This window comes from Enterobacter adelaidei, from assembly GCF_041937165.1.
GTDB lineage: Bacteria > Pseudomonadota > Gammaproteobacteria > Enterobacterales > Enterobacteriaceae > Enterobacter > Enterobacter adelaidei.
The window spans coordinates 3,451,822-3,470,863 of the sequence record NZ_CP154353.1; the positions used below are offsets into that span (position 1 = coordinate 3,451,822).

Genomic DNA, 19,042 nt, shown 5'->3' on the forward strand with positions numbered 1-19,042 from the left:
GGTATTGCATAGCAGGGCCAAGTCTGACATTCCTGACTAAAATGGTCAACTATTTACTTGACTGTTTTAGTCAGGTATTTAACCTTCTGTGCCGTTTTTTGTGGGGTGCGGTCTGATGCCCGCACCCCAGCCCTCTCCCACGGGGAGAGGGGGAAACCGACACTACGCTTTATTCTTTTGCTCAATCGACGCCAGAATTCCGCGCAGGATGTTCAGCTCCTGGCTTTCCGGACGCGCGCGGGTGAACAGACGGCGCAGCTTGTTCATCACCTGGCCTGGATGGCCCTCGCGGATAAAGCCGGTTGAGAGCAGCGTCTGCTCCAGATGACCGTAGAAGCGCTCAAGATCGTCCACCAGCGGATAGGCGGTCTCTTCCTGAGGCTCAGTACGCTCATTTTCCTGCGTTGCCAGCCAGGCCATACGCACTTCGTAGGCGATAACCTGTACCGCCATCGCCAGGTTCAGCGAGCTGTACTCCGGGTTCGCGGCAATCGCGACATGGTAATGGCATTTTTGCAGTTCGTCGTTGGTCAGGCCAACGCGCTCGCGGCCAAAGACCAGCGCAACGGGCGCCTGTTCAGCTTCTGCCACACTTTTCAGACCGCATTCGCGCGGATCGAGCATTGGCCACGGCAGCGTACGCGAACGCGCGCTGGTACCGACAACGAGGCTGCAGCCGGCCAGCGCTTCGTCAAGGGTATCGACGATCTGGGCATTGCCGATGACGTCGCTGGCACCGGCCGCCAGGGCAATAGCCTGCGAGTCAGGTTGCACCAGCGGGTTGACCAGCCAGAGATTCGTTAAGCCCATGGTTTTCATAGCGCGGGCAACCGAGCCCATGTTGCCGGTATGCGATGTTTCAACCAGCACGATTCGAATGTTTTGCAGCATAGTTTTTAATGTCTGAATTCAGCGTCTGAAGAATATTCCTGCATATTATCATAAACGGGAGACATAATCCGATCCCGCTGCTATACTCTGCGCCGATTTTCCTGTTCTTTAACATCCAGTGAGAGAGACCGATGCATCCGATGCTGACCATCGCCGTGCGCGCAGCGCGCAAGGCGGGTAATGTAATTGCCAAACACTACGAAACGCCAGACTCCGTAGAAACCAGCCAGAAAGGCAGCAATGATTTCGTGACTAACGTCGATAAAGCCGCAGAAGCGATTATTATCGAAACGATCCGCAAATCTTACCCGCAGCACACCATCATCACCGAAGAAAGCGGTGAACATGAAGGTACCGATCAGGATGTTCAATGGGTTATCGATCCACTGGATGGCACCACCAACTTCGTCAAACGCCTGCCACACTTCTCTGTGTCTATCGCAGTACGCATTAAAGGCCGTACTGAAGTCGCCGTTGTGTACGATCCAATGCGTAACGAACTGTTCACCGCGACCCGCGGTCAGGGCGCACAGCTGAACGGCTATCGTCTGCGCTGCAGCAATGCACGCGATCTGGACGGCACCATTCTGGCGACCGGCTTCCCGTTCAAAGCCAAACAGCACGCAACCACCTATATGAACATCCTGGGCAAACTGTTCACCGAATGCGCGGACTTCCGTCGCACCGGTTCTGCTGCGCTGGATCTGGCTTATGTTGCGACCGGCCGTGTTGACGGTTACTTCGAACTGGCACTGAAGCCGTGGGACTTTGCTGCGGGCGAGCTGATCGCGCGTGAAGCAGGCGCTCTGGTGTGTGATTTCACCGGCGGCCATAACTACATGTCTACCGGCAACATCGTTGCGGGTAACCCACGCGTTGTTAAAGCCATGCTGGCAAACATGCGTGATGAGCTGAGTGACGCGCTGAAGCGTTAATGCCGAAAATTCCCTCTCCCTGTGGGAGAGGGAATAACAACTAAAAAGGCCGCAATCCCCTTCCCACCGGCACCGCGCTCATCCACATCGTTACCGCAGCCACCAGCAAAATCACCCCACCTGCCAGCGCGAGCGTTGTCCAGCCGACTTGTCGCCATAGCACCGGCGCATTATTACCACTGAGTTTTACCGCCAGTTGACGGAAACTGTGAACCAGCAGAGCCAGCGACGAAATGGTCAAAGAGGTTCCCGCTGCCATCGCCAGCGCGGACAGCATGCCCCAGCCAAACACGCCAATCACTTTACTGAACAGCAGCACCATGATCGCCCCCGAACACGGACGCATGCCCATAGAGAGGACGATCATCAGACGCGCTCGCCAGTCATCCCCACTCTGCAACTGCGCCTGTGTCGGCAGGTGTTGATGCCCACAGCCGCAGTGAGCATCGTGAATATGATGGGGAGTAAAGGCTTTGAATTTCGGCTTTTGCAGTAACACGCGCAATTTTTTCAGCGCACGCCAGCAAAGAATCAGCCCCAGCACGCCCACCAGCGCGTAGCTGCCCTTCTCCAGCCAGAAGCTGCTCATGTGCAGCTGGCGCGCCGGAAGCTGTAACAGCGAAAGTACCACCACGACCAGCACAATCGCCACGCCGCCCTGAAGCAGCGAGGAGGCCAGCGTCAGGCCGATGCTCGATTTCAGCTTTGACGGATGAGTGGCGAGCCAGGTGGTGATGACGATTTTGCCATGCCCTGGCCCCAGCGCATGTAATACGCCATAGACAAAACTGAACGCCAGCAGGGAGCCGCCCGCTTTGGTCGGATTCTCCGCCACCGCCTTCAGCAGTCCACTCATCTGCTGGTTGACTTCACGCTGCCAGATAATGCTTTTCATCATGACCTGTGGCCAGGCCTGCCATAGCCACAGCGCGCCGCAAACCGCTAACAGCAAAAAGAGTGCCAGCGGCCAGAGATGCAGCCAGCGGCGCGGCTTACGAACCTGTGAAGCGATCACTGACATTGCAATGTCACCTCCTGCGCGAACTGTTTACCCAACTCCATGTCTTCAGGCGGCGCATCTTCTTTATCGAGAGAAACCGCAAAGTTAAGCGTTTCTTCGCTGGGCTTTGGGGTATGAACGGAAATCTTGCAGGTTTTTTGTAATGATGCCGGAAGCTGCACATCGCTATCCCCGGCATAACTCATGTCGACATAGTAGGTCGGGTCAAAGGTCGAAAACGTGTATTTTTGCCCTGCCAGCGGCTGCGGATGTGCCAGCGGAAGCACAAACGTCAGCACCGCCTGATGCCCCTCGCGCGTCATACCGTACTCCGTGGGACGGTTCAGAAATTTGACCTTTTGCCCGTTGTGCCAGAATTCGGTGAAATAGTGCTGACCCAGCACGTTGGCCATCACTTCCGCCGCCAGCTTTTTCCAGATCTCATCGCCGGGTTTGGCATTTCCTGCATCATACAGCAGGTCAGCGGAGGTGATTTCATCCATCGTCCAGCGCATTTTCAGTCCACTTAGCTGAGCGCCATCGGTGACCAGTTCGGTTTTCAGGTCGATAAAGCTGTGAGGGTGTGCGCTGGCGGTGAAGGTGATAACCGCAAAAAATAGCGCCATCGCGCATTGTTTAACTGTTTGCATCAATTCCTCACGTCAAAAATTCTGTGATGTTCTCCAGCAATCCTGAATGAAAGGGCTGCCGGCGCGCTTTTCAGCGTCCATCATTTAGCTATTCTTATCAAACATTCACACTGGATACCCGACAGATGATGACGACGCTTGAAATTCCATCTGTGCTTTCCAGTTCGCAGCGCCGCTGCCAGGTGCTTTTGATGCTTTACCTGCCCGATGCTGTCGTCACCGCACAGAGCATAATCGCTGCTAATGGCGTGGACGATGCTATGGCACGGCAAGATATAGCCGAGACGCGCGATGAAATCCAGCGCTATCACCGGCTTGATATCGTCACGCACCATGACGGCAGCTACCGGATTGAAGGTACAGCCCTGAATAAGCGTTTATGCCTGCTGCACTGGCTGCGCAGGGCTCTGCGGCTGTGTCCACAGTTTGTTTCGCACCAGTTTACCCCTGCATTAAAAACCGCACTTAAACAGCATGGCATTGCCCGCCCGCTTTATGACGATGCTAACCTGCGGGCGCTGATCGGCTTCTGCTCGCGGAAGCTACAGCGCCAGTTTGAATGCCGCGATGTCCAGTTTTTACAGCTCTATTTGCAATATTGCCTAATCCAGCACCTGTTGGGGAACACGCCGCAGTTTTCCCACGTTCAGCGCAGCTGGACCCAGTCGAGAGGGGAGTATTTTACGGCGCAGGAGATCGTGCGTCACTGGAAACGAAGAGTCCCACAAGGCGCTCACGGGGATGAACAACTGTTTCTGGCACTGTTGTTTATGATGCTCCGCACGCCCGATCCCGCACTTGATAAACACCAGCAGGATCAGCGTTTACGTCGTGCCATTGTGCGTATGATTGCCCGTTTTCGTTCTCAAACCGGGATGAATTTCAGCGATGAGCAAGGTCTGACCGATCAGCTGTATATCCATCTTGCTCAGGCGCTGGACCGCTCGCTGTTTGAGATCGGCATCGACAACAGCCTGCCAGAGGAGATCCATCGTCTCTACCCCCGACTTTTACGCACCACCAAAGAGGCGCTGTTTGAGCTGGAGGCGGAATTTGGGCTACGGTTTTCCGATGAGGAGATGAGCCTGGTCGCGGTGATTTTCGGTGCCTGGCTGATGCAGGAGACCGATCTACACGAAAAACAGGTCATTCTGCTGACGGGGGAAGATAAAGCCTGTGAAGATCTGATTGAGGAGCAACTTCGTGAGTTGACGCTGCTGCCGCTCAATATTCGCTATCTGGCGTTGCAGACTTTCCAGAAAGAGGGGGCACCGCGCGAAGCCGCGCTGATTATCACCCCCTATCCTACAGCTCTACCGTTATTCTCGCCGCCGTTGATCCATGCTGTTGAAGCACTGAACACACAGCAGCAAGAACATATTCGCGCCATGCTGGAATCATAGTCAGGCGCGAGCGGTCACTTTAGGACGAACGATTATCGCGGGTAAAGCAACCAGCGCCATTACCCAGAAGACGCCATGCCCCAGATGCTGGTAGAGGAAACCGGCGAAGACCGTCATGATCGCAATACTGCCGCCCATCGCAACCGCAGAATAAACCGCCTGCAGACGAATCACGTCCCCTCCCTCGCGCGCCGAGATATAGCGCATCGCCGCCAGATGGCACACCGTGAAGGTACCGCAGTGGAGAATTTGCGCCACAATCAGCCACGGCAGTTCCGTCGTCCAGCCCATAATGCCCCACCGCAGCACACCGCACAGGGCGGAAAGCAGCAGCAGGTCGCGCGCGCCAAAACGACGGAATAGCTTTTTGCTCAAGGCGAAAATAACGACTTCGGCCACTACCCCCAGCGACCATAGATAGCCAACGGCTGATGCAGAATATCCCGCCCCCTGCCAGTAGATGGCACTGAAACCATAATACGCAGCATGCGCCCCCTGAAGCAGACACACGCACGCCAGAAAACGCCAGCTTTGTGCAACCAGGCTCCGCCAGGCAGGCCAGCCTGCGCTCTCCTGATGACGGCTCTCCCCTTGCGGCATCACCGACGGTCGCAGCAGCATGCCCAGCAACATCGAGGCAATTCCGATACTCAACAGAGCCAGGATCGCGCGGTAATCATAGAGACTGACTAGTTTTCCCACCAGCGCAGAACCAATAACAAAGGCGATAGAGCCCCACAGGCGCACGCGGCCATAGTCCATGGTGATCTGCTTTTGCCAGGTGTTCGCCAGGGCATCCGTCAGCGGTACCAGCGGTGAAAAGAACAGGTTGAAGCCGACCATCACGACCATCAGCCAGGCAAACTGGTGGCTGACCCAGAAGCAGGCGACAAAGACCAGCGTCAGCAGAGCAAGAATGCGCAGCGCCTTGATCAGTAAGGAGGGATCGCTAACGCGCGGGGCAATCAGCAGGCTGCCGAGGAAACGCGCCACCAGCCCGGCTCCTAGCAGGACACCAATGGTCTCGGGGGTCAGGCCAATGCCTTTGAGCCAGACGCTCCAGAAAGGCAGAAAAATGCCGTAGCTAAAGAAATAGGTGAAATAACTGAGCGCCAGCCAGCGCGTGGAATGCAAGACCATGAATCCCTCCCGAAATCGAGGCCATAGTCTGGCGAGAATATAAAAATTAAGCAAGTCGATAGCCTGCTATAAATTAACGAAAAATTAACATAATGTGCAGTCATCTGGTTTATGGCAGGGAATGAAAATGTGTATTACGTTTAAATTACTCCACTTGCAGAGGTTTTCTGCCATGAACTCACTTCGTTATTTCGATTTCGGTCAGTCGCGTCACCTGTTGCTGTTGATTGGCCGCATCGCACTTGTCGTACTGTTTATTATTTTTGGCTATCCGAAACTCACAGGGTTTAGCGGCACCGTGCAATATATGACCTCGCTGGGTACACCGATGCCCATGCTGGCGGCCATTATTGCAGTGGTAATGGAAGTGCCCGCCGCTATTCTGATCGTACTGGGTTTTTTCACCCGTCCTCTCGCCGTCCTGTTTGTGTTCTACACGCTGGGAACCGCGGTAATAGGCCATCACTACTGGGATATGACCGGTGATGCGGTCGTACCGAATATGATTAACTTCTACAAGAATGTCAGTATTGCTGGTGCCTTTATTCTGCTGGCGATAGTCGGACCTGGCGCGATTTCCCTTGACCGGCGTTGAGCCATAAAAAAAGGCCGCAAGCGCGGCCTTTTTTATTTCTGCAAAGCAGAGGAATTATGCGTATACCGGGAAGCGTGCGCAGATATCCAGAACTTTACCTTTAACGCGCTCGATAACCGCTTCGTCATTGATATTGTCCAGAACGTCACACATCCAGCCAGCCAGCTCTTTCACTTCCGCTTCTTTAAAGCCACGGCGAGTCACTGCTGGTGAACCAATACGGATACCGGAGGTCACAAACGGGCTCTTTGGATCGTTTGGTACGCTGTTTTTGTTCACGGTGATATTTGCGCGGCCCAGGGCAGCGTCAGCTTCTTTACCGGTCAGGTTTTTATCAACCAGATCCAGCAGGAACAGGTGGTTTTCAGTACCACCGGAGACCACTTTGTAGCCACGGTTCAGGAACACTTCCACCATCGCTTTGGCGTTTTTGGCAACCTGCTGCTGGTAAACCTTGAACTCTGGCTCCATCGCTTCTTTCAGCGCCACCGCTTTTGCCGCGATAACGTGCATCAGAGGGCCGCCCTGCGCGCTTGGGAACACAGCAGAGTTCAGTTTTTTGTACAGCTCTTCATCACCGCCTTTCGCCAGGATCAGGCCACCGCGAGGACCCGCCAGCGTTTTGTGGGTGGTGGTGGTCACAACGTGAGCGTGTGGTACCGGGTTCGGGTAAACGCCTGCGGCAATCAGACCCGCAACGTGCGCCATGTCTACGAACAGGTAAGCACCGATGCTGTCTGCGATTTCACGCATTTTTGCCCAGTCAACGATACCGGAGTAAGCAGAGAAACCGCCGATGATCATTTTCGGTTTGTGGGTCTGCGCCTGCTTCGCCATGTCTTCGTAGTCAATCTTACCGGATTCATCAATACCGTAAGGAATGATGTTGTACAGTTTGCCGGAGAAGTTAACCGGGGAGCCGTGAGTCAGGTGGCCGCCCTGCGCCAGGTTCATACCCAGAACGGTATCACCCGGTTGCAGCAGCGCGGTGTAGACCGCGAAGTTAGCCTGAGAGCCAGAGTGCGGCTGCACGTTAGCGTAGTCAGCACCAAAAAGCTCTTTCGCACGGTCGATAGCCAGTTGCTCAACGATATCAACGTACTCACAACCGCCGTAGTAACGCTTACCCGGATAACCTTCAGCATATTTGTTGGTCAGCTGAGAGCCCTGCGCCTGCATTACGCGCGGGCTGGTGTAGTTTTCGGAGGCGATCAGTTCGATGTGCTCTTCCTGACGTACTTTTTCCTGCTCCATAGCCTGCCACAGTTCGGCATCATAATCGGCAATGTTCATTTCACGCTTTAACATCCGCATCTCCTGACTCAGCTAACAAGTAAATTTTGGCCTGAAAAGGCAGTCCTGTTGGACGACGGGCAACAGTATAACTGAATAGTTCTGTGATAACAGGTCTTGACAAACGATTTTACGCAAACGTTTTCCTTCACGCCACGCAAGGGTTTGAGGAATAAAGCTCTCGACATTTTCAACCGATTTCTTTTCAGGTTTGTGATGCATATTTTTCATGTTGCAAAGAACCATTTACAACGAAGGGGTATTTTTTATAAGATGCATTTAAAATACATCATTAAAATGACATCAGAAGGACGCGCTCATGCTCGACGCTCAAACCATCGCTACTGTAAAAGCCACTATTCCCCTGCTGGTAGAAACCGGCCCTAAACTCACTGCCCATTTCTACGATCGTATGTTCACGCACAACCCGGAGCTCAAAGAGATTTTCAACATGAGCAACCAGCGTAACGGCGATCAGCGCGAAGCCCTGTTCAATGCTATCGCGGCCTACGCCAGTAATATTGAAAACCTGGCAGCGCTGCTGCCTGCGGTGGAAAAAATCGCGCAGAAACATACCAGCTTCCAGATCAAACCGGAGCAGTACAACATCGTTGGCGGCCATCTGTTAGCGACTCTGGACGAAATGTTCAGTCCGGGTCAGGAGGTACTGGACGCGTGGGGTAAAGCCTACGGCGTGCTGGCAAACGTATTCATCAACCGTGAAGCGCAAATCTACAGCGAAAACGCCAGTAAGAACGGTGGCTGGGAAGGTACGCGCGCGTTCCGTATCGTTGAGAAAACGCCGCGCAGCCAGCTTATTACCAGCTTTGAATTTGAACCGGTTGACGGTCAGCCGGTAGCTGATTATCAGCCAGGACAGTATCTGGGCGTCTGGCTGAAGCCTGAAGGTTTCCCGCATCAGGAGATCCGCCAGTACTCCCTGACCCGCAAACCTGACGGTAAACGTTACCGTATCGCAGTGAAGCGTGAAGAAGGCGGTCAGGTTTCAAACTGGCTGCACAACGAAGCCAGCGTGGGTGACGTGGTACATCTGGCCGCACCTGCTGGTGATTTCTTTATGGCCGTTGAAACGCATACCCCTGTTACGCTGATCTCTGCGGGTGTCGGCCAAACGCCAATGCTGGCGATGCTCGATACGCTGGCGAAAGCAACCCACACCGCACAGGTAAACTGGTTCCACGCCGCCGAGAACGGTGATGTGCATGCCTTTTCGGATGAAGTAAAAACGCTGGGGGCGACCCTGCCACGCTTTACCGCGCATACCTGGTATCGCCAGCCTAATGAAGATGACCGTCAGAATGCACGATTCGACAGCGAGGGCTTGATGGATTTGAGTAAACACGAGAGCCTGTTCAGCAATCCAGAAATGCAATTCTGGCTCTGCGGCCCAGTCGCTTTTATGCAGTTTGCCGCCAGACAGTTAGTTACGCTGGGGATCAAATCTGAAAACATTCATTACGAGTGTTTCGGGCCTCATAAAGTGCTGTAAACCGACCAATTCCTCTCAGGATGCTGTATTTAGCGGCATCCTTTTTTTCTTTCATCTTCAACATTGAGTCTTGTGGCTTATCAATAATGAGTTTGTCATTCATGTTATGATTTTTCTTTTCCCTTTTCCGCCTGGGGATGCTTTTTTATGCAACAACCTGTTGTACGCGTTGGCGAGTGGCGAGTTACGCCGTCCATAAATCAAATTAGTCGACAAGGTCGCCAACTCACGCTTGAACCACGCTTAATTGATCTTTTGGTGTATTTCGCCAGTCATCCTGATGAAGTCCTGAGCCGGGATGAGATCATTGATAACATCTGGATGCGCAATATTGTCACCAGTCATGTGGTTACCCAGAGCATTTCAGAACTCCGCAAATGGCTGAAAGACGGTGATGAGCAGAGTCCAGAATACATCACCACAGTGCCAAAGAGGGGCTACAAGCTCACCGCGCCGGTGGTCTGGATGACTGAAGAAAGCGCCGACAGTGGGCCATCCACGCTTATAGCCTCACCAGAAACGACGCCTGCCGGACAGATCAATACGCTTCCTGAACCGGAAACAGCGTCCGCTCCCTCATTCAGACAGGCACGGAAAAAAGTCGATCGACGAAATCGTGTCGCCTCCTTCTGGACCTGGCTACTGTTTCTGTTGTCACTTGGTGCGTTGATTGCGCTGGTTATCATGTCGCTTATCAATTCTCACCCACCGGTGACCAAAACGCGCCTGCTACTCAATCCACGCGATATAGATGTACGTTTTGAGCGCGGTATCTCTTGCAATAAGTGGTCTTCTCAACAGTCCTACGCCATCGGCCTGGGAAACCTGATTACCTCGTCACTGAACACATATTCCACCTTTATGGTGCATGACAAAACCAACTACAACGTGACAGAACCCAGTAGCTCCGGGAAAACACTCACCATCAAATTCGTTAATCAACGCCATTACCGGGCACAGCAATGTTTTATGTCTGTATTGCTGGTCGATAATGCAGACAGCTCTGTCATGCTGGACAAGCGCTACTTTATTACCGACAACACACTGTTATCGGTACAGGAAGATCTCCTCCACAGTCTCTCCGCCGTGTTGACGCAGCCCTGGCCACCTCGTATGCAGGCACAACTTGCCCAGTTCCGCAATTCGCAAAGCCTGTCGTTGGCGCAGTACTACCAGGCTGACCAGTTGATTATGGAAGGTGATGTCGTGTCATTAAATAAAGCCAGCGAGTTACTCAACGTCGTCGCAAAAGACGCACCTGACTTTATAAATGCGCTGCTGGAAAAAGTGCTGGTGGATGTACTACGACATTCACAGCAACAGTTCAATGAACCTCAACTTACCGCGCTGAATAATGAGCTGAGTAAAATCGCGCAACTTCCCGGCATTGAGGAATCAGCAACGTGGTATCAAATACAGACTATCAATGGATTAAGTAAAGGTGATATTGACAATGCATACAGGAACATTAACAAAAGCATTGAACTCGAAATGTCCTGGCTAAATTATGTCTTACTGGGAAAGATCTATGAGATGAAGGGTGATAATCGTCTGGCGGCTGATGCTTATATTACAGCATTTAACTTAAGGCCGGGTGAAAATACTCTCTACTGGATTGAGAATGGCGTTTTCCAGACTTCCATTAAAAAAGCAGCCCCTTATTTAAAAACGTTTCTTGCACAAGAGTAGAAAGCGCCCTCTGAATGCGTTAATGAATTTATTCAGTAAGTAGTAAAAATGTTGCCAGGAGGTGTTAATTGTTACCTCCAGGCAACAATCCCTGCCGTAATAAAAATATCATCAATCCCCTGTCAGATATCGTTATTTATCTTTTCCTGATATAAAATTTTTATCCTGATATGTTAACGAAAAAATCTCAGGGTATCATTTTTTTGAAGTTGTCTTTTATTTCACTTTATCTTTAGGACTTCTCCTGTTCGCATCCGTAACCTTGCGGTCAGTCGGTCGGATCATTTTGAGCCTTAAACAACGGTCCGCACCTCCAAAATAAAATTCAGGAGAAACGAACATGAGTTCAGCCAAAAAGATAGGCCTATTTGCCTGCACCGGTGTCGTCGCCGGTAATATGATGGGAAGCGGTATTGCTTTATTACCCGCAAACCTTGCCAGCATCGGTGGCATTGCAATTTGGGGATGGGTGATTTCCATTATTGGGGCAATGTCTCTGGCATATGTCTACGCCCGCCTGGCCACCAAAAACCCTCAACAAGGTGGCCCAATTGCTTATGCCGGAGAATTATCTCCCGCTTTCGGTTTCCAGACCGGTGTGCTTTATTACCACGCAAACTGGATTGGTAATCTGGCAATTGGTATTACCGCTGTCTCTTATCTTTCCACCTTCTTCCCGGCATTAAATAATCCTGTTCCGGCAGGTATTGCCTGTATTGCAATTGTCTGGCTGTTTACCTTTGTGAATATGCTTGGTGGGACCTGGGTGAGTCGCCTGACGACTATCGGTCTGGTACTGGTGCTGATCCCGGTCGTAGTGACTGCGATTGCGGGATGGCACTGGTTTGATGCTGCCATCTATCAGGCAAACTGGAACACCTCTACCACTACCGACCCTCATGCGGTGATCAAAAGTATCCTGCTCTGCCTGTGGGCATTCGTTGGGGTTGAATCCGCTGCGGTAAGCACCGGGATGGTGAAAAACCCTAAACGCACAGTGCCTCTGGCAACCATGCTGGGTACCGCTCTGGCCGGTATTGTCTATATCGCGGCAACACAGGTGATTTCTGGTATGTATCCGGCCTCTGAAATGGCCGCTTCTGGCGCACCATTCGCTATCAGTGCCTCAACCATCATGGGTAACTGGGCTGCACCGATAGTATCTGCCTTCACCGCCTTCGCCTGCCTGACCTCACTGGGCTCCTGGATGATGCTGGTAGGCCAGGCCGGGGTTCGCGCCGCTAACGATGGTAACTTCCCGAAAATTTACGGCGAAGTTGATAGCAATGGCATCCCGAAAAAAGGCCTGCTGCTGGCAGCGCTGAAAATGACCGTACTGATGGTTCTCATCACCGTGATGAACTCAAGCGGCGGTAAAGCCTCAGACCTGTTCGGCGAACTGACGGGTATCGCAGTACTGCTGACCATGCTGCCGTATTTCTACTCCTGCGTTGACCTGATTCGCTTCGAAGGCGTTAACGTTCGCAACCTGGCAAGCCTGGTCTGCTCCATTCTGGGCTGCGCGTTCTGCTTCATCGCACTGATGGGGGCCAACTCCTTCGAACTGTCTGGCACCTTTATCGTCAGCCTCGTCATTCTGATGTTCTATGGCCGCAAGATGTACCAGCGCCAGCATAACAACGACGCCGACAGCACCACCGCCGACGCACTTTAATCCCCCTTTCTTATAGCCCTTCCTGACACCTGTCACACCGTGACGGGAGGGGTTTTCTACACCTGGAGATAAGACTATGAATGTTATCGCTATCATGAATCACATGGGCGTTTACTTTAAAGAAGAACCTATCCGTGAGCTCCACCGCGCACTTGAGCGTCTGGATTTCCGTATTGTTTACCCAAATGACCGCGAAGACTTACTGAAACTCATTGAGAACAATGCGCGTCTGTGCGGCGTTATTTTCGACTGGGATAAATACAATCTCGAGCTGTGTGAAGATATCAGCAAAATGAACGAATACATGCCGCTGTATGCATTCGCTAATTCATACTCCACGCTCGACGTCAGCCTCAACGATCTGCGTATGAAAGTACGTTTCTTTGAGTATGCACTCGGTGCCGCTGACGATATCGCCGCCAAAATCAAACAGAACACAGATGAATATATCGACACGATCTTGCCGCCGCTGACCAAAGCGCTGTTCAAATATGTTCGCGAAGGGAAATATACGTTCTGTACACCTGGCCACATGGGCGGCACCGCCTTCCAGAAAAGCCCGGTAGGAAGTCTTTTCTACGACTTCTTCGGCCCGAATACCATGAAATCTGACATCTCGATTTCCGTATCCGAACTCGGTTCACTGCTTGACCATAGCGGCCCGCACAAAGAGGCAGAAGAGTATATCGCTCGTGTATTCAATGCTGAGCGCAGCTACATGGTGACCAACGGTACATCCACAGCGAACAAAATTGTGGGCATGTACTCAGCACCTGCAGGCAGCACTGTGCTGATCGATCGAAACTGCCATAAATCGCTGACGCATCTGATGATGATGAGCGATATTACGCCGATCTATTTCCGACCAACCCGTAACGCATACGGTATTCTCGGCGGGATCCCGCAGAGCGAACTTCAGCATGCAACCATTGCCAAACGCGTAAAAGAGACGCCAAACGCGACCTGGCCAGTGCACGCCGTTATAACCAATTCCACCTACGATGGTCTGCTCTACAACACCGACTACATCAAGAAAACGCTGGATGTAAAATCCATCCACTTTGACTCGGCCTGGGTACCTTATACCAATTTCTCCCCTATTTACGCGGGTAAAAGTGGGATGAGCGGCGGTCGTGTGGAAGGTAAAGTGATTTATGAAACTCAGTCCACGCACAAACTGCTGGCGGCGTTTTCTCAGGCTTCGATGATTCATGTAAAAGGCGACGTAAACGAAGAGACCTTCAACGAAGCTTACATGATGCACACGACAACCTCTCCGCACTATGGAATTGTGGCATCCACTGAAACCGCTGCGGCGATGATGAAAGGTAATGCCGGTAAGCGTCTGATCGACGGTTCTATTCAGCGCGCAGTGAAATTCCGCAAAGAGATTAAACGTCTGAAAGGCGAATCTGAAGGCTGGTTCTTCGATGTGTGGCAGCCGGAACACATTGATGAGCCTGAATGCTGGCCTCTGCGTTCCGATAGTGCATGGCACGGTTTCAAGAACATTGATAACGAGCATATGTATCTCGACCCGATTAAAGTCACCATTTTGACACCGGGGATGAAGAAAGATGGCACCATGGACGACTTCGGTATTCCTGCCAGTATCATCGCGAAATACCTTGATGAACAAGGCATCGTGGTTGAGAAAACGGGTCCGTATAACCTGCTGTTCCTGTTCAGCATCGGTATTGATAAAACGAAAGCCCTGAGTCTGCTCCGCGCACTCACCGATTTCAAACGCGCTTTCGATCTCAATCTGCGCGTGAAAAACATGCTGCCATCGCTCTATCGTGAGAATCCTGAGTTCTACGAAAGCATGCGCATTCAGGAGCTTGCACAGAACATTCATAAACTCGTTGAGCATCATAATCTGCCGGATCTGATGTTCCGCGCATTTGAAGTGCTGCCAAAAATGGTGATAACACCGTATGCCGCATTCCAGAAAGAGCTGCATGGTGAGACGGAAGAGGTCTATCTCAGTGAGATGGTGGGCCGCGTCAACGCCAATATGATCCTGCCATATCCTCCAGGAGTACCGCTGGTTATGCCTGGTGAGATGATCACTGAAGAGAGCCGTCCAGTGCTGGAATTCCTGCAAATGCTGTGCGAAATAGGTGCTCACTATCCAGGCTTTGAAACCGACATCCATGGTGCATATCGCCAGGCGGATGGTCGTTATACCGTTAAGGTACTGAAAAACGATAAATAAAGACTAAAGGGAAGTGGCTTGCCACTTCCCTTTTTCACGCCGCAAGGAGATAACATGAAAACACCCTCACAACCGCGCGCGATTTATTACATCGTGGCGATTCAAATCTGGGAATATTTCAGCTTTTACGGCATGCGTGCTCTGCTTATCCTCTACCTCACCCATCAGCTTGGTTTCGACGATAGCCACGCCATCACACTCTTTAGCGCTTACGCATCTTTGGTCTACGTCACCCCTATTCTCGGCGGCTGGCTGGCTGACCGCCTGCTTGGCAACCGCACGGCCATTATTACCGGTGCATTGCTGATGACGTTCGGCCATGTGGTGTTAGGTATCGAATCTGACTCAACCCGCACTCTGTACGTTGCACTGGCGATAATCATATGTGGTTACGGTCTGTTTAAATCCAATATCAGTTGTCTGTTGGGAGAACTTTATGCCCACGACGATCCACGTCGTGATGGCGGATTTTCGCTGTTATATGCCGCAGGGAACATTGGCTCCATTGCTGCGCCGATTGCCTGTGGACTGGCGGCGCAATGGTACGGCTGGCATATTGGCTTTGCGCTGGCCGGGATCGGCATGTTTGCAGGTTTGCTGATTTTCCTCAGCGGGCATCACCACTTCCACCATACGCGCGGCGTCAATAAACAGGCATTACGCAGCAAAAAGTATCTCCTTCCGGTCTGGGGCTGGCTGCTGATAATGCTGTGCATCGCGCCCCTTTTTTTACCCTGTTACTGGAGAATAATGGCTCTGGTTATCTACTGGTCGCCGTGTGCGCGTTTGCTGTGATAATGGTGGCGCGCATTATGATGAGATTTCCTGAGCATCACCGCGCACTGTGGCAAATCGCGATACTGATGATGACAGGGACGCTGTTCTGGGTGCTGGCACAGCAGGGTGGCAGTACTATCAGCCTATTTATCGACCGCTTTGTTAACCGACAGCTGCTTAATATTGAGGTACCAACGGCGCTGTTTCAGTCTGTTAATGCCATTGCAGTGATGGCAGCAGGTATTACCCTTTCCTGGCTAGCGCGTCCGGAAGGGAAAATACGCTCAGCGCTACGCGTATGGCTGAAGTTCGCATTAGGTCTGTTGTTAATGAGCGTTGGTTTTATGTTACTGGCGCTGAATGCACGTCATGGCGGGTTAAACGGACAGGTCTCAATGGGGATGATGATCGCCGGTCTGGCGCTAATGGGTTTCGCCGAACTGTTTATCGACCCGGTAGCGATGGCGCAAATCACCCGTCTGAATCTAACGGGCATCACAGGTCTGTTAACGGGGATTTATATGCTGGCAACAGGCGCAGTCGCCAACTGGCTGGCAGGACGCGTGGCGCAACAAACGACAGAGCCACAGATTAACGATACGGCGATTGCTGCCTATGCCCACTTTTTCTCTCAGATGAGCGGGTGGACGCTAGGCTGCGTGGTGCTGATCGTTACATTCGTTGGTTTGAGAAGATGTTTTACCCCTTCTCCACTCACGTTGCCGGAAACAGAGCACGATTAAAAGCCCCTTCGCCGCCAGGGAATGGCAGCGAAGGAATACCATCAAATCGCCGCGTCGTCTTCTTCGCCGGTACGGATACGGATCACGCGCGCCACGTCAAAGACGAAGATTTTGCCGTCGCCGATTTTGCCCGTCTGCGCCGTGCGAATGATGGTATCCACACAGGTATCCACGATGTCGTCGCTCACCACGATTTCAATTTTCACTTTCGGCAGAAAGTCCACCATGTACTCTGCGCCACGGTAAAGTTCGGTGTGGCCCTTTTGACGACCAAAACCTTTCACTTCCGTCACGGTCATCCCGGTGATGCCAACTTCCGCCAGCGCTTCACGTACATCATCCAGTTTGAAAGGTTTAATAATCGCATCGATCTTTTTCATGGTGGGTCCTTAAACTCTTGCCTGTAAGCTGCTTCGTAATCGGTTGCTCACAGTATCATATTCAAGCGAATTTTGCGGTACTACTCTTTAAAATCGTTCGCTTCCAGCTCGTGCCGCGACAGTAACTTGTAGAATTCGGTGCGGTTACGCCCCGCCATTCGCGCGGCGTGGGTCACGTTGCCTTTGGTAATTTGCAACAGCTTACGCAAATAGTTCAGCTCGAACTGATTCCGCGCTTCGGCAAACGTCGGCAATGCCGTGTTTTCCCCTTCCAGTGCCTGCTCCACCAGCGCGTCGCTGATAACCGGTGATGAGGTCAGCGCGACGCACTGCTCAATTACGTTCACCAGTTGACGCACGTTGCCCGGCCAGCTTGCGGCCATCAACCGTTTCATCGCATCGGTGGAAAACGCACGAACGAACGGTTTATGGCGATCGGCCGCCTGGCGTAAAAGATGGTTCGCCAGCAGGGGAATGTCTTCCGCACGTTCGGCCAGCGCTGGGATCTTCAGGTTCACCACGTTCAAACGGTAGTAGAGATCTTCGCGAAACTCGTTGCGGGCCATCACCTTCGGTAAATCGCGGTGTGTCGCCGAAATAATACGCACATTAATATCAATATCGCGGTTGCTGCCCAGCGGGCGAACTTTTCGTTCCTGCAACACACGCAGTAATTTAACCTGCAGCGGCGCAGGCATGTCGCCAATCTCATCCAGGAAAAGCGTGCCGCCTTCCGCTGCCTGGAATAACCCTTCCCGGCTGCTTACCGCACCAGTGAAAGCGCCGCGGGCATGCCCAAACAGTTCAGATTCGAGCAGCTGTTCCGGGAGTGCGCCGCAGTTAATCGCAATAAAAGCGTTTTTGCTGCGCGGGCTGGCATTATGAATCGCCTGCGCGAGGATCTCTTTCCCGGTACCGCTCTGGCCGTTAATGAGCACGCTGACGTCAGATTGCGCCACCATACGGGCCTGTTCGAGCAGACGCAGCATAATAGGGCTGCGGGTGACGATAGACTCCCGCCACGCTTCATCATTCGACGGGGCAGCATGTTCCAGCGCGCTGTCGATAGCCTTGTAAAGCGCATCTTTGTCCACCGGCTTGGTCAGGAAGCTGAACACCCCCTGCTGTGTCGCGGCAACCGCATCCGGGATCGACCCGTGCGCCGTGAGAATAATGACAGGCATGCCCGGCTGCTGCTTCTGGATCTCCGCGAACAGCTGCAGGCCGTCCATTTCGTCCATCCGCAGGTCGCTTATCACCAGGTCAATCTTCTCGCGGCTGAGAATTCTCAGCCCCTCCTGCCCGCTCTCAGCGGTTACCACGCTGTAGCCTTCACTCACCAGACGCATGCCCAGCAGCTTTAACAGCCCGGGATCGTCATCCACCAGTAAGAGATGGGCAGGTTTACGGCTGGTCATGGCTTCACATCCTCTTGTTTCGGCGTATCGCTGTCCGGTGCAGCAGATGAACTCCCCGGCTGATATTTACGCGACGAAAGCTGTCTTTCGATATCGGTCAGGTTTTCCAGCTTACGCGTCGTGGTATCCAGTTGCGTACGCAAATGTTGCTGCTGTTGACGCAGCGTATCAAGTTCGCTGTCGGTGGACTGTTGCAATTTGCTGTAGCGGGAGCGTTCTTCAGACAGTTGAAGTTGTAATGTCTGCCCATCACGCCAGAGCTGGTATACCGGGCGAACCTGGACCGGAAGGTTGACCACAAACGTGTCCAGCCGGCTCACGTTGGCGCGGCGTTCAACGGGGGTAATTTTCGCATCTGCCAGTAAAATCCCGCGCTTGAAAGCGTCCTGCCAGGTGTCGTCATCCAGCATCGCTGCTTTAGAACGAGCGTCTACCGGTGCCAGACGCTGGGCGCAATCTATTCCGCGTAGCCAGAACAGTGGGTTGCTTTCAACGTCATGACCTGACAGGTTCCAGATGTCCTCACAGCGGGTTGAAAGAAAGTCTGCCAGTTGGTTATCTGGCCATTTATCTTCTTGTTTATCGCTAATTGCACTTTGCGGCGCATGGGAAACACATCCTGCCAGAAATAAACAAGGCAAGCTCAGGCGAAGCGTGTTGCGGGAAAACACCGCGCGTACGGCGCGGAAAAAGACGTGTGACATACTCACCAGACATAGATTCAT

The 19,042-nt window shown here is 52.5% G+C and carries 15 protein-coding genes and 1 pseudogene; 8 read left to right on the top strand and 8 right to left on the bottom strand.

Annotated elements, in window-relative coordinates; genetic code table 11:
- Window positions 1–162: 162 nt before the first annotated feature.
- Entirely contained in the window at window positions 163–891 is a 729-nt protein-coding gene (trmJ, locus tag AAHF05_RS16800) for a tRNA (cytosine(32)/uridine(32)-2'-O)-methyltransferase TrmJ (protein ID WP_129323987.1), read from the bottom strand.
- Window positions 892–1,022: 131 nt separating this feature from the next.
- On the opposite strand from trmJ, the gene suhB reads away from it, so the two are divergent.
- Window positions 1,023–1,826, top strand: a complete 804-nt coding sequence (gene suhB / locus AAHF05_RS16805) for an inositol-1-monophosphatase (protein ID WP_013098296.1) — start codon at window positions 1,023–1,025, stop codon at window positions 1,824–1,826.
- 40 nt (window positions 1,827–1,866) lie between these two features.
- Here the strand turns inward: suhB and AAHF05_RS16810 are convergent, their stop codons facing one another.
- Both AAHF05_RS16810 and AAHF05_RS16815 read right to left on the bottom strand, forming a co-directional pair.
- Window positions 1,867–2,847: a nickel/cobalt transporter gene (locus AAHF05_RS16810; RefSeq protein ID WP_129323985.1), complete on the bottom strand. Its 981-nt coding sequence runs from the start codon at window positions 2,845–2,847 to the stop codon at window positions 1,867–1,869.
- Window positions 2,838–3,476, bottom strand: a complete 639-nt coding sequence (locus AAHF05_RS16815) for a DUF1007 family protein (protein ID WP_108090914.1) — start codon at window positions 3,474–3,476, stop codon at window positions 2,838–2,840. The genes AAHF05_RS16810 and AAHF05_RS16815 overlap by 10 nt, the downstream gene beginning before the upstream one ends.
- A gap of 125 nt (window positions 3,477–3,601) precedes the next feature.
- Between AAHF05_RS16815 and csiE the strand changes: the two genes are divergently transcribed.
- Complete coding sequence (csiE, locus tag AAHF05_RS16820; protein WP_374936389.1) at window positions 3,602–4,879, top strand: stationary phase inducible protein CsiE; 1,278 nt, start codon at window positions 3,602–3,604, stop codon at window positions 4,877–4,879.
- Here the strand turns inward: csiE and AAHF05_RS16825 are convergent, their stop codons facing one another.
- A complete protein-coding gene (locus tag AAHF05_RS16825) occupies window positions 4,880–6,019 on the bottom strand; it encodes a 3-phenylpropionate MFS transporter (protein ID WP_049005525.1) in 1,140 nt (379 codons plus the stop codon).
- Between the two features lie 172 nt (window positions 6,020–6,191).
- On the opposite strand from AAHF05_RS16825, the gene AAHF05_RS16830 reads away from it, so the two are divergent.
- Complete coding sequence (locus AAHF05_RS16830; protein ID WP_028016078.1) at window positions 6,192–6,614, top strand: DoxX family protein; 423 nt, start codon at window positions 6,192–6,194, stop codon at window positions 6,612–6,614.
- A 54-nt stretch (window positions 6,615–6,668) separates the two neighbouring features.
- Here AAHF05_RS16830 and glyA read toward each other — a convergent pair whose 3' ends face one another.
- Window positions 6,669–7,922, bottom strand: a complete 1,254-nt coding sequence (gene glyA / locus AAHF05_RS16835; protein ID WP_028016077.1) for a serine hydroxymethyltransferase — start codon at window positions 7,920–7,922, stop codon at window positions 6,669–6,671.
- Between the two features lie 304 nt (window positions 7,923–8,226).
- Between glyA and hmpA the strand changes: the two genes are divergently transcribed.
- From hmpA to AAHF05_RS16860, 5 genes and pseudogenes are all read left to right on the top strand, one after another.
- Window positions 8,227–9,417 (top strand): NO-inducible flavohemoprotein, encoded by a 1,191-nt coding sequence (hmpA, locus tag AAHF05_RS16840; protein ID WP_108090917.1) that lies wholly within the window; start codon window positions 8,227–8,229, stop codon window positions 9,415–9,417.
- A 147-nt stretch (window positions 9,418–9,564) separates the two neighbouring features.
- Window positions 9,565–11,106: a lysine decarboxylation/transport transcriptional activator CadC gene (gene cadC, locus AAHF05_RS16845; RefSeq protein WP_129323983.1), complete on the top strand. Its 1,542-nt coding sequence runs from the start codon at window positions 9,565–9,567 to the stop codon at window positions 11,104–11,106.
- 340 nt (window positions 11,107–11,446) lie between these two features.
- Window positions 11,447–12,781, top strand: coding sequence for a cadaverine/lysine antiporter (gene cadB / locus AAHF05_RS16850; protein ID WP_129323982.1), 1,335 nt, complete (start codon window positions 11,447–11,449; stop codon window positions 12,779–12,781).
- Window positions 12,782–12,857: 76 nt separating this feature from the next.
- Complete coding sequence (gene cadA / locus AAHF05_RS16855) at window positions 12,858–14,999, top strand: lysine decarboxylase CadA (RefSeq protein ID WP_049005975.1); 2,142 nt, start codon at window positions 12,858–12,860, stop codon at window positions 14,997–14,999.
- A 54-nt stretch (window positions 15,000–15,053) separates the two neighbouring features.
- Window positions 15,054–16,519 (top strand): annotated as a pseudogene (locus AAHF05_RS16860) (oligopeptide:H+ symporter).
- A 41-nt stretch (window positions 16,520–16,560) separates the two neighbouring features.
- Here the strand turns inward: AAHF05_RS16860 and glnB are convergent.
- From glnB to qseG, 3 genes are all read right to left on the bottom strand, one after another.
- A complete protein-coding gene (gene glnB, locus AAHF05_RS16865) occupies window positions 16,561–16,899 on the bottom strand; it encodes a nitrogen regulatory protein P-II (RefSeq protein WP_003860685.1) in 339 nt (112 codons plus the stop codon).
- Window positions 16,900–16,979: 80 nt separating this feature from the next.
- Complete coding sequence (glrR, locus tag AAHF05_RS16870; protein ID WP_028016071.1) at window positions 16,980–18,317, bottom strand: two-component system response regulator GlrR; 1,338 nt, start codon at window positions 18,315–18,317, stop codon at window positions 16,980–16,982.
- Window positions 18,314–19,042, bottom strand: a complete 729-nt coding sequence (gene qseG / locus AAHF05_RS16875; RefSeq protein ID WP_129323981.1) for a two-component system QseEF-associated lipoprotein QseG — start codon at window positions 19,040–19,042, stop codon at window positions 18,314–18,316. The genes glrR and qseG overlap by 4 nt, the downstream gene beginning before the upstream one ends.

Coding starts and splice junctions, on each gene's coding strand:
- cadC (WP_129323983.1), top strand. CDS start 9,565: ATGCAACAACCTGTTGTACGCGTTGGCGAGTGGCGAGTTACGCCGTCC.
- hmpA (WP_108090917.1), top strand. CDS start 8,227: ATGCTCGACGCTCAAACCATCGCTACTGTAAAAGCCACTATTCCCCTG.
- suhB (WP_013098296.1), top strand. CDS start 1,023: ATGCATCCGATGCTGACCATCGCCGTGCGCGCAGCGCGCAAGGCGGGT.
- AAHF05_RS16810 (WP_129323985.1), bottom strand. CDS start 2,847: ATGTCAGTGATCGCTTCACAGGTTCGTAAGCCGCGCCGCTGGCTGCAT.
- AAHF05_RS16830 (WP_028016078.1), top strand. CDS start 6,192: ATGAACTCACTTCGTTATTTCGATTTCGGTCAGTCGCGTCACCTGTTG.
- AAHF05_RS16815 (WP_108090914.1), bottom strand. CDS start 3,476: ATGCAAACAGTTAAACAATGCGCGATGGCGCTATTTTTTGCGGTTATC.
- qseG (WP_129323981.1), bottom strand. CDS start 19,042: ATGAATCTATGTCTGGTGAGTATGTCACACGTCTTTTTCCGCGCCGTA.
- cadA (WP_049005975.1), top strand. CDS start 12,858: ATGAATGTTATCGCTATCATGAATCACATGGGCGTTTACTTTAAAGAA.
- trmJ (WP_129323987.1), bottom strand. CDS start 891: ATGCTGCAAAACATTCGAATCGTGCTGGTTGAAACATCGCATACCGGC.
- csiE (WP_374936389.1), top strand. CDS start 3,602: ATGATGACGACGCTTGAAATTCCATCTGTGCTTTCCAGTTCGCAGCGC.
- AAHF05_RS16825 (WP_049005525.1), bottom strand. CDS start 6,019: ATGGTCTTGCATTCCACGCGCTGGCTGGCGCTCAGTTATTTCACCTAT.
- glrR (WP_028016071.1), bottom strand. CDS start 18,317: ATGACCAGCCGTAAACCTGCCCATCTCTTACTGGTGGATGACGATCCC.
- cadB (WP_129323982.1), top strand. CDS start 11,447: ATGAGTTCAGCCAAAAAGATAGGCCTATTTGCCTGCACCGGTGTCGTC.
- glnB (WP_003860685.1), bottom strand. CDS start 16,899: ATGAAAAAGATCGATGCGATTATTAAACCTTTCAAACTGGATGATGTA.
- glyA (WP_028016077.1), bottom strand. CDS start 7,922: ATGTTAAAGCGTGAAATGAACATTGCCGATTATGATGCCGAACTGTGG.